General features: G+C 59.9%; 8 protein-coding genes and 2 pseudogenes. 2 read left to right on the top strand and 8 right to left on the bottom strand.

Features of this window, described 5'->3' with window-relative positions; genetic code table 11:
- The 6 genes and pseudogenes from WA302_RS25330 to WA302_RS08200 form a co-directional block, all read right to left on the bottom strand.
- Positions 1 to 203, bottom strand: a pseudogene (locus WA302_RS25330) (hypothetical protein); the annotation flags it as partial.
- A gap of 63 nt (positions 204 to 266) precedes the next feature.
- The gene (locus tag WA302_RS08220; RefSeq protein ID WP_049205759.1) at positions 267 to 710 is read right to left on the bottom strand and encodes a DUF6386 family protein; all 444 of its coding nucleotides are present in this window, start codon (positions 708 to 710) and stop codon (positions 267 to 269) included.
- A 103-nt stretch (positions 711 to 813) separates the two neighbouring features.
- A pseudogene (locus tag WA302_RS25325) lies at positions 814 to 945 on the bottom strand (RHS repeat-associated core domain-containing protein); the annotation flags it as partial.
- A gap of 39 nt (positions 946 to 984) precedes the next feature.
- Positions 985 to 1473, bottom strand: coding sequence for a hypothetical protein (locus tag WA302_RS08210; RefSeq protein WP_043143205.1), 489 nt, complete (start codon positions 1471 to 1473; stop codon positions 985 to 987).
- A 1-nt stretch (position 1474) separates the two neighbouring features.
- Complete coding sequence (locus WA302_RS08205; RefSeq protein WP_336063426.1) at positions 1475 to 5767, bottom strand: RHS repeat-associated core domain-containing protein; 4293 nt, start codon at positions 5765 to 5767, stop codon at positions 1475 to 1477.
- 31 nt (positions 5768 to 5798) lie between these two features.
- Positions 5799 to 6230, bottom strand: a complete 432-nt coding sequence (locus tag WA302_RS08200) for a DcrB-related protein (RefSeq protein ID WP_049206109.1) — start codon at positions 6228 to 6230, stop codon at positions 5799 to 5801.
- A 233-nt stretch (positions 6231 to 6463) separates the two neighbouring features.
- Between WA302_RS08200 and WA302_RS08195 the strand changes: the two genes are divergently transcribed.
- Positions 6464 to 7468, top strand: coding sequence for an alpha/beta fold hydrolase (locus WA302_RS08195; protein WP_261456350.1), 1005 nt, complete (start codon positions 6464 to 6466; stop codon positions 7466 to 7468).
- Between the two features lie 69 nt (positions 7469 to 7537).
- A complete protein-coding gene (locus WA302_RS08190) occupies positions 7538 to 8191 on the top strand; it encodes a dihydrofolate reductase family protein (protein ID WP_089180875.1) in 654 nt (217 codons plus the stop codon).
- Here WA302_RS08190 and WA302_RS08185 read toward each other — a convergent pair.
- Together WA302_RS08185 and WA302_RS08180 are read right to left on the bottom strand one after the other, a co-directional pair.
- Positions 8119 to 8904 carry a 2-phosphosulfolactate phosphatase gene (locus WA302_RS08185; RefSeq protein WP_089180874.1) on the bottom strand — a complete coding sequence of 262 codons (786 nt, stop codon included), beginning with the start codon at positions 8902 to 8904 and terminating at the stop codon, positions 8119 to 8121. The genes WA302_RS08190 and WA302_RS08185 overlap by 73 nt on opposite strands.
- Positions 8905 to 8965: 61 nt before the next feature.
- Positions 8966 to 10582 carry a serralysin family metalloprotease gene (locus tag WA302_RS08180; RefSeq protein ID WP_142590405.1) on the bottom strand — a complete coding sequence of 539 codons (1617 nt, stop codon included), beginning with the start codon at positions 10580 to 10582 and terminating at the stop codon, positions 8966 to 8968.
- Positions 10583 to 10884: the final 302 nt, after the last annotated feature.

The raw sequence follows: 10884 nt of genomic DNA, 5'->3' as shown, positions 1-10884 counted from the left end.
CCGTTGCGCCGGCTGATCAGGTTGCCCCAGGCGTCGTAACGGTAAAACAGTTTTTGCCAGTGCGTCAGGCGGTTGTCGGCGATCGGCGCCAGCGGCAGGTGCGCGTCGATGTCGTTCTGCGGGCTGCGTTCACCCAGCAGATTATCCGCCAGATCGTACACCAGCCGCGCGCCCGGTTTGCCCTGATTGGGTTCGCGGTGTTCCTTTCAACGAATTCCCCTAAAATAAAAGAGGGTCATTGTTGACATGTTGTAAAAAAGTACAAATCAGATCCTAATTAATGCACTCTCGTCATTTTTATTTTCACTACTTTTAATAAATGAAATGACTATATCGAGAGAGTCTCTTCTAAATCTTACTTCGTAATTGCCTATATCCATAATCAAAAACACACCTGACATATAGTCAGAACCGTCAGGTTCAAGGTAACCACCGCTAGTATCTTCCCCTGCACCAACAAAAACCTTTCCTGAAGGCACATTCAAAAATAACGATTTATAGTTCTCACTTATGTTATCAACAACTCGAACCGTATACTGACCGTCCTCACCAAGATTCAAAAACAACACGTTACCTTTATTTACTTCTTCCAGTTCATCCTCTGGAATGCTCCACCAATCAGCATCGTCGCTAACTCTATGTTTTAAAGACACCAAATCAAAAATTGACAAGGTCGCAGTATCTGTTGTGAAAGAGAAAGTCTTATTCATACCCCCTACAGAAATATTATTTCACTAATTCGGTCGCCCGGTTGGGGACCTGCTTTTCTACCCGCATTTTTAAAGAGCTACCAATGGAGTGTTTGTAATCTTTGTTGCCCGCCGCATCGGTCACTTCCAGCGGCGAGCTGTTCAGATAGGTGTGATACCAGTAGATATCCGCCGAGCGGCTGTCGCCCGCCTGCTCCAGCGCCGCCAGCGGGCTCCACGGACTGGCTAGGTCGTATGGTTCTGCAAAGATATTTATCTTTGCAGTCAACAAATATTAAATGGTAACTATCTTATCTTTTGCTATACCCACAGGCCAGTGACCAGAAAAGTATATACCCACAACTTCTTCCCACTTATTCCCTAAATGAAGATACTGTTCAGAAACATACTCTCTGAACGCAAAACAAATTCCATTTCTGGCTGCTAAGCTGAAGTCATGAGGCCCGTAATTGAATTTATCCTTAGACAATCCCTTTGTTGCATTCATGACAGCCTTGTTTACTCGAATACGTAAACCAGTAAGTTCCTTAGGTAATACCTCCTTTACTTTGTAGAAAGGATCCTCCTGAGTCATTGATGTTGGCAACCATTCCACACTATCATAGTATCCCTTAAACTCTGCATCAGTGGGATTAACAAACACCTTCTCAACATTTTCAATTAAAATCACGCGACTATCCAGAACATCTGGGAGCCCCATTCTTGAGAAAAAGCATGAGCTATCGATGCGCTGTAGTAAACTATCAAAGTCAAAATCATTCATGTCACAATCTCAAATCAGTTATAGTTCCAGGAGGCAGTGCTTTTCTGCTTTGTTGAACAGTTGTTCGAAGCACTCCACCGGCGGCATGTGGGCCAGGTACACCAGGTAAAGAATGATTAGGCAAAGTGCCATGAGTAGGCATCAAATTCCACCATTTATTCGCCCCCCCACTTTCTAGTGGGATTATGTGGTGCGGGGTAGCTCCTGTCGGCCAGGTTCTACCTGTATTGGCTTCCCACTGACTCATCAGATAATGCTGATCTCTGACGAACTCTTTGCGAGCCATCTGATTTTGGAAAACACTCCGTCTCTGAACTACCGGTAAATTATCTCTCAGTATCTGAGCTTGTTTTGCTGTTATAGCTCCACCACGCGAAGCGACTTTGTTCGCATCACCAATAATACGGTCAAGAGTCGAACAATTACTTAACCCAAATGGATCTATCCAAGTTAAAGGATTTGGCCCATAAGCATATAAATTCAGCCCACCTTCCAACCCTATCGGATCCTGCGTGGTGAAACGCCCCACCTCGGGTTCGTAGTAGCGGAACAGGTTGTAGTGCAGGCCGCTTTCGTCATCCTGGTATTGCCCGGCGTAGCGCAGCGGCTGCTGATATTGCGCGCCCTGCCGCTTCGCCGCGCCGGCCACCGTCTGGCCCTGCAGCTTGCCGAAGGTGTCGTATTGCCCGGACCAGCACAGGTTGCCCGCCGCGTCGGTCACCTCCAGCGGCGCGCTGTTCAGATCGGTGTGATACCAGTAAATATCCGCCGAGCGGCTGTCGCCTGCCTGCTCCAGCGCCGCCAGCGGGCTCCACGGGCTGGCCGGATCGTAGCTCCAGCTGCGGCGGCTGCCGTCGTCGCGCTGCTCCTGCAGCAACCGATAACCCTGCCACAGGAAATGGGTCGTCTGTTCGGTTTTGCCCTTGTAGTGCACCGTTTTGCGGCTGCGGCGGCCCAGCGCGTCGTAATGATACTGTGCCTCGAACTCGCCCTGCGGGCCGCGGCCGTGCGCCTGCACCAGCCGGTTGTCGGCGTCGTAGCGGTAGTGTTGTTCGTACAGACCGTTGCGCCGGCTGATCAGGTTGCCCCAGGCGTCGTAACGGTAAAACAGTTTTTGCCAGTGCGTCAGGCGGTTGTCGGCGATCGGCGCCAGCGGCAGGTGCGCGTCGATGTCGTTCTGCGGGCTGCGCTCGCCCAGCAGGTTATCCGCCAGATCGTACACCAGCCGCGCGCCCGGTTTGCCCTGATTGGGTTCGCGGTGTTGCAGCAGGCGGCCTTCGGCGTCGTAACCGTAGTGCACTTCGCCGCGCAGCGCGTCGCTCACCCCGGCCAGCTCGCCGCGGCCGGTGTAGCGATAAGCGCGCCACAGCACGCCGTCTTCCGGCCGGGTCAGTTTGTCGTGGCCGAAGGCGCTGCTCTGCCAGCTGCGGCGGCCCATGGCGTCGTAACGCCGCTGCTGCTGCAGCGCGCCCTGGCTGCGGCCGGTTTCCCGGTGCAGGCGATCGCGGGTGAATTCGCTCACCACCTGCTGGTTGAATTTGATGGCGCTGGCGTGGCCGGAGCCGTAATACAGCCACTGCAGGCGATCGCCCTGCGGCAGCGTCAGCGCCTGCAGGTTGGCCAATGCATCCCATTGGTATTGTAGCTCGCCGTTGACGCCTTGCTCGCCGAGCAGCCGCCCGGCGGCGTCATAGCGCATCTGCACGCTGTCCGGCTCGATGCCCAGCGCCACGCCGCTCGCCGTCGGCAGGCGGTTCAGCTCACGCAGCCGCCCCATGGGGTCGAAACGGTAATGCCATTCCGCACTGGCGTTACTGCGCCAGACCAGCTGCCCGGCCTCGTCGAAGCGGAAGCGCTGTTCGCGCTGCGTCAGCTCGCCCGCGCCGCCCGGCAGGCCGACCTCACGGTGCTCTTCCAGCAGCCCGGCCGCGCCGTAACGATAATAGTGGCGGGTGTCGTCCGGGCGCTCTTCGGCCAGCACGCGGCCCACCGCATCGTAGCTGAAGCGGTAGTCGCCGCCGTTGCCGTTCTCCAGCCGCGTCAGCCAGCCCTGCGGGCTGTAGTGATAGCGCCGGGTGCGGTTGATGCGGTCGGTGATGCTGACCGGCAACCCCAGGGCGTTGAACTGCCAGCGGGTCAGGCTGCCCAGCGCGTCCTGATGTTCGGCCAGCTGGCCGTGCGCATTCCAGTTAAAACGCTCTTCGCCGCCGTCCGGGTGGATCAGGGTGTGCAGGCGCCCGCCGTTATCCCATAGGTAGCGCGTCTGGTGGCCTTCGGCATCGGTCTGCGCCGTCAGTTGCCCCAGCGCATCGTAGGTATAAGCCGTGACGCTGCCGGAACAGTCGGTGTAGCGCGTCAGCTGGCCGCGGGCGTCCCACTCCAGCTTCACTTCCCCGCCCAGCGCGTCGATCACACTGGCCGGCAGGCTCTCTTCGTCATCCGGATAGCGGTACAGCGTGGCATTGCCCAGGGCATCGACATAACGCGTCGGGCGCCCCAGCGTGTCCCAGTGCTGCGCCTCGCTGCTGCCATCCGGGTACGCGACGGCGAACAGCCGGCCGCTGTTGCGCGAATATTGATAGCGCGTCACGCGGCCGAGCGGATCGGTCTCCGACAGCAGGCGGCCATAAGGATCCCATTCGCTCTGGCGCTGCGCGCCGCCGGGCAGCAGCACGCTGCACAGTTCGCCGCGTTGGTAGATAAAGCCATAGCGGCGCTGGTCGAAATCGGTGTACTGCGCCACGTTGTCGTCGTCATCCAGCCGCCACTCCGCCCGTTTGCCGTCGCCGCGCACCGCGCTGCGGCGCCCGCCGGCGAAGTCGTAACCGAACTCAAGGGATTCTCCGGCGCTGTTGCGATAGGCCGTCACGCGCGGCACGCCGTCGATCTCTTGCCATTGGTATTCGTTCAGCAGCCCGGCGGCGTCCTGGTGGCTGATCATCAGGCCGTCGCGCCAGCCAAAGCGGCGCGTCACCTCACCGGCGCGGTTGCTCACCGTCGTCAGTTGGCCCTGCTCATCGTAACCGTAGCGCGCCAGCGTCCGTTCGCCTTCGGCGGTTTGCAGCGCCACTTCGCGCAGGCGGCCCTGCGCATAGCGGCACATCAGGCGCTGCCCGGCGCTGTCCACCAGTTCATTCAGCAACCCCTCGTCGTCGTAGAACAGCGAGGTGGCGTTGCCGATGGCGTCGGTGATCATGCTGAGCCGGCTCGGCTGCTCGCCCGCCAGCGGCGGGTAGTGGAAAATCTGTTCGCCGACGTCAAACAGCTGCCAGCTGCCGTCATCGTTGTGCATCAGCCAGCATTTTTCGGCTTCGCAGTAAGTTTTGTGGCCGCGCGGCACCATAGGGAAAGCGACGAAGTCGCCGGAAGGCGCGCGCCACACCAGGCCGTCCTGATACGGCTGCAGGCTGCTCTCCCAGAACAGGTTCCAGCCGCGGCCCAGTACGCTGTCGCCGGGGTTGCCGCTGCGCCAATAGCGCTGCCAGGCGACCGGCAGGCGCGATGGCAGCACGAAATCGAGATCGTCTTCGCCGTCGAGGAATTTCTGGCCGCTGACGATATCCACCGGCCGGGCGATAATGCCAACCGCGGCGGTCGCGGTCATCAGGGTGCCGGCGCGGCAGGCGATGCGCGCCAGTTTGTTGATGCCGGGCAGCTTGCCCAGCAGTTTGCCGAGCGCCCCCAACTTGCCGGCGGCGCCGCCCACGCCGCCCACCAGGCCGGCGAACAGCAGCGTCAGGTCAGAGACCTTGTACAGCCAATCCGGCACTTCGGGCTTGATCGGCAAGGTGGTGACGGTGCCGCCGCCGATAAACACGTTGGGCGAACCTTCCATCACCTGCGCGTCGCAGTTGGTTTTGTCCCCCACGCGCGAAGCGGGCTGGCCGTTGATGCTGACCTTGTCGGAGCCCTGCGCCATCTGCATACTCGGGCCGTCGTCGCTGCAGGCCACCTGGCTGTTGGTGGCGAGCGCGGCGGGTTTGCCGTTGATGAAAACGTTGGGGGAGCCGGTGACGATATTGCCTTTGGGGGTCAGGCTACCGGCACCGGCGTCGGCAATGCCGTCGCGCGCCGCGGTGGCCGCCTCCCCGGTGAGATACCCCACCGCCAGGCTGGCGCCGATGAGCAGCACGCCGACGCCAATACAGGAAGCCGCCAGGCCGGCGACGAACAGCGCACCCGCCGCCACCGCGCCTGCGGCGGCGATCAGGCCGCCGACAAGGGTGCCGGCAATCATGCCGGCCAGGGCATGGGAATGCCCGATGGTATCGCCGACGCGGGCCGCTTCGGTCATCGTAAGGTCCTTTTACGCAAAGAGTTCATCGTTAGGCCGCCCGGTAGCTGCTCAGCACCTGCTGCAACAGCGCGTCATCTTGTGGCGTCAGCTTGCGCGCCATCGCCAGGGTGAACACCAGCACCCGGCCTTCCGCCAGGGCGAACACCGCCTGGTTCTGCCAGATGCGTTTGCCGTCGCGCAGGTAGCTGGCGCGCACCCATTCACCGGCGGCCAGCCCATCGCCCAGCGTCGCCGGCTCGCGGCTTTTGAACGCCCAACCTTTCAGCCCCTGTGCCAGCGCATCGAGCTGGCGGGTGACGTAGCCTTCCAGGTTCTCCTCCGGCTGCAGCGCATCGCGGGAAATATTGACTGAGGGGGAAACATCATCGCCGGCCAACAGGACGTTGACCGTGCGATCGGCATAGCCTTCCGGCAAAGCGACGCTGCCTTCGCTGAAAGCGCAGCGGGATAAAGCGGACATGCGAGGATCCTTTTGCATAAATAATGCTTAAGCATCGCATAACTTAGCCTTGAAATAAAACCATCAGGCGCCGCCAATGTTGCGCGGCGTGACCGCGTTCACTGTGAAAAAGAGCGTTGCCGGAATCTGGCCGGGAATCAAACCGTCATATTACAGAATTATCTGAAACCACTGGCGCGCCGACGCCTTGATTGTGGCTATACTCGGCTCTCGTCCGTTTTCAGGAGATCAGGATGCTGAGATTCACCCGTAGCGCGCTGCTGTGCGCCGCGCTGGCCGCGTTCAACGCCGGCGCCGCCGAAACGCCGACGTTCGGCCCGGAGCTGCAGGGCTTTCACTACCCCTACCCGTTGCAGCAGTTCAGCTTCACCTCGCAGGGGCAGCCGTTAAAAATGGGCTATATGGACGTGCCGCCGGAAGGCGCCGCCAACGGCCGCACCGCGCTGTTGCTGCACGGTAAAAACTTCTGCGCCGCCACCTGGCAGGACACCATCAAGGCGCTGAGCAAGGCCGGCTACCGCGTGATCGCGCCGGACCAAATCGGCTTTTGCTCCTCTACCAAGCCGGCGCATTACCAGTACAGCTTCCAGCAGCTGGCGCAAAATACCCACGGCCTGCTGCAGAACCTGAACATCAGCAAGGCCATCGTCATCGGCCACTCCACCGGCGGCATGCTGGCCACGCGCTACAGCCTGATGTATCCGCAGGCGGTGGAACAGCTGGTGATGGTCAACCCGATCGGCCTCGAGGACTGGAAGGCGAAAGGCGTGCCGTGGCGCAGCGTCGATCAATGGTTCGCGCGCGAGCTGAACACCACCGCCGAGGGCATCCGCAATTATGAGCAGCACACCTACTACGGCGGCCGCTGGAAGCCGGAGTACGATCGCTGGGTGGATATGCTGGCCGGGCTGAACAACGGGCCGGGCCACCGCCTGGTGGCGTGGAACTCGGCGCTGATCTACGACATGATCTTCACCCAGCCGGTGTACTACGAGTTCAAGGATCTGCAAACCCCCACCACGCTGATGATCGGCACCGCCGACACCACCGCCATCGGCAGCGATATCGCCCCGCCGGCAGTCAAGGCCAAAATCGGGCATTACGCGGTGCTGTGCAAACAGGCGGCGAAACTCATCCCGCACGCCACGCTGATCGAGTTCGCCGGGCTGGGCCATGCGCCGCAAATGGAGGAGCCGGCGCGCTTCCATCAGGCGTTGCTCAAGGCGCTGCCACCCTGAGCGGCCGGTTGGCGCGGCCGCCGCACGGCGGCTAAACTTTCAGCTGGCACTCAACTGCAGGAGACAGCCATGCGACAGATTATTGCCAGCGCGTTCGTCAGCCTCGACGGCGTGATGCAGGCGCCCGGCGGGCAAGACGAAGACCGCAGCGGCGGCTTTCGCTTCGGCGGCTGGACCGCGCCCTATTGGGATGACGCCGTCGCGGAAACGATGAGCGATCTTTTCTCTGCGCCTTTCGATCTGCTGCTCGGGCGGCGCACCTACGATATCTTCGCCGGCTACTGGCCGCATATCACCGACGAGGCCGACCCGTTTTCCGCCGACATCGCCCGCGTGTTCAATCAGGCGGCCAAGTACGTCGCCACCCACCACGGCGAGACGCTGACGTGGGAGAACAGCCAGTGGCTGGGGCAAGACATCCTCGCCCGGCTGCGCGAGCTGAAGCGCACCCAGGGGCCGGTGCTGCTGGTGCAGGGCAGCAGCACGCTGATGCAACAGCTGCTGGCCAACGATCTGGTGGATGAACTGCGCTTGCTCACCTACCCGGTGCTGCTCGGCGGCGGCAAGCGGCTGTTCGATGACAACGCGGCGCCGGCGGCCTTCACGCTGACCCACTCGGTGGTCTCGCCCGGCGGCGTGATCGTGGCCCACTACCGCCGCGCCGGCGAGGTGACGACCGGTTCTTTCGTAGCGGAAAGCGCGGCGGCGGCCGGGTCAGTGTAAATGAAGTAGTTGTCTTGCAACCGGCTGGCATCCTTCTCGGCGTCAAGTGTCAGACAAAGCTCAACGTCTTTGGCAAAGCCGCGTTCTATCAGCTCCCGGGCAGAACTGCACTCGAACAATATGTTAATCGGTAGCGTTCGATAGCAAGCTGCGGCCGCCAAGGCTTCTGGGGACAGTGTTTTCCCCGAGAACAGAGAGGCTATGCCACCTGCAACCACCCAGTCCTCTAGCGCCGGACGCAAACTGCCGTCCGGCCACTTCTCTCCACCGGCAACGATCAATATTTTTTTGTACCCGTTGCAAGCATCCGCCGTCGCCGTCAGATTTCTCAAACAGCCGGCGTACACCACGGCTCCTGACTCACGAGCCTTAAACGCCAGTGCAGAGCCATTAGGTGATGGTAGCACTAATTTTGTGCCCGGATTCAACGCGGCCAGTGAAGCAGGTGAAAGAGAGTAGCCTTCTCCGGCGAAGCGTCGGTTGGCATTGGCAGCTACAGCCCCGAATGTTTCGGCATACTGCTGTACCCTGTCATCTTTCCATGGGTAAGGATAAACCACCGCGCCTCGAGATAATGCAACGCTCACACAGGTTGCGAAAGACATCACATCGACGATAACGACGCAATCCACATCCTGCGCCATCAACTCAACCGCCTGAATTCCCCATTCAAGACGAACATCGAATCTTGATTGTGAAAAAAAACCGCTCATGATCACGCTCCCAAAAAAGGGCCGTCAGGCCCTTGTATAATGAGACGATTTGCTCAGTTTATCAGGCAAACAAGATATCGCTCTGCTCGACCTGCCCGACCACGTGGATCTTGAAGTCGGCGGCGTAGCTGTTGCTCTGGGTGTTCATCAGCAGATCGGTGGTGCCGTTGAAGGCGTCGAAGTTGAGCTGGATCTCGCCTTTCTGGCCGCTGAAGGCGCTGCCGCTGTCGATAAAGCGCAGTTCGCTCAGGCTGTTGTTGAAGCGCAGGCCGGAGAGATCGATCTTGTCGATGCCGTGCTCGAAGTCTTCAATCACGTCGAACGCCGCCACCGTGGACTCTTTGGCATTGAGGTAGACGAAATAGTCGGTGAAGTTATTGGCATCTTTGCCGCCCCACAGATGATCCGCCCCCAGGCCGCCGTACAGGATATCGGAGCCGGCGTTGCCCGCCAGCAGGTTGTCCTGATCGTTGCCGATGATCACATCGCGCCCGCTGCCGCCGATGGCGTTCTCGATGATCGCCCCGCGCGCGATGGCGACGTTCTGCGTGCCGCCGCCGACGCTGGAGAACGCGCCGTCGTTCAGATTGATCATCTGCTGCTGGCTGTAGCCGGAGAAGTCCAGCGTGTCGTTGCCGCCGGCGTCCCACACCGCGAAGTTGACCGGTTTGCCGTTGTCCGCCGTGGCGGTCAGGAAATCGCGCCCGGTGTTGGAGTTGAAGCCGTACACCGTGTCGCCGGTGCGGGTGCTCATGTTGGCGCCGTACAATTTTTGGATCGCGGCGATGTCATCCACCATCGGGCCATAGCCGTACACCCCTTTGGTGTCGGCGCCGGTGTAACCGGCGTTGAAATAGCTCATGATCGAGTATTGCAACGAATCCTGATAATAGGCGGCATCGTTCTGGTAGCTCGGGTTACCCAGCGACGCGTCATAAGATCCCGGGTGCGCCAGCCCCAGGGCATGCCCCAGCTCGTGGGTGAAGGTCTGGCTGCTGAAGTCACCGCTAACCGGCGCCTGATGGGTGGCAAAGTTCTTGTTGAACCACACCGTGCCCGCAAAGGCGTTATCGCTGCCCGATTTGGAACTCGGCGGGTAATAGGCGTACGCGTTGATGGCATTCGGGCCGCTGCCGGCGGCGGTGCTGCCGTCGGCGCGCTGGGTGAAGTAAGCGAAGGTGATGTCCGCTCGGTGGTTGATATCGGTGGACGCCGCCTCGGTAAAGGTCACGTTCGCCACGTCGGCCCACGCCTGCATCGATTTCAGCGCCTGAGCCTGCGCCGCCTGGGTCAACGGCTGCAACCCCTTGTCGCCGTCACCGGTCTGGCCGATGCGGTTCAGCGCACTCTGCGTCAGGAAGGAATAGGTCAGCGCGACCGGCTGGTGATACACCTGGTCGCCGTTGTGCGTCAGGCCCGGCCGCGTCAGCTGATCGGCGGCGCGATCGAAGCTGAAGTTATCGCGGATTTTACCCAGGTTGTCGATGGCTGCCCCGCCGCGCTGGTTGCTGTACAGGTTAGCGTTGTCCAGCGTGAACAGCGCGCCGTAGCCCAAGCCGTCATAGGGGCTGCCGGGCTGGTGATAGTAAAACTGATAGTTATGATCGTTGGGGGATGTGGCGGCCAGGCTGGTGAACTCATCGTCATCTTGCAAAATGTCGTTGTGGCGACTGCGCATTGTATTCTCCTTTTACACAATAGGAACCCACTCGCTTTGTAAGACTATTCATCAGTCGTTCTAATCTAAGCCAAGGCTTAGGAATGACCAGTATAGTGACTCACCCCGCTGGCGCGAGCCCACCCGGCCTGGCTTCACCGCGCCGGGCATAGAGATGGAGATACGCGTAACAATTTGTATTCTCACTATATTAATGAGAAAAATGAGCGCATTAACGGGTTAATTATTCGTCTTTTTGCGTATTTTATCACCGATCAGATCAGAATAATCGAGGATTAAAAAACCTAATCCTTCCCTCATCA

This window comes from Serratia sp. 201, assembly GCF_037027545.1.
Classification (GTDB): Bacteria; Pseudomonadota; Gammaproteobacteria; order Enterobacterales; family Enterobacteriaceae; genus Serratia; species Serratia bockelmannii.
This window is presented reverse-complemented; position numbering and strand designations above follow the sequence as displayed.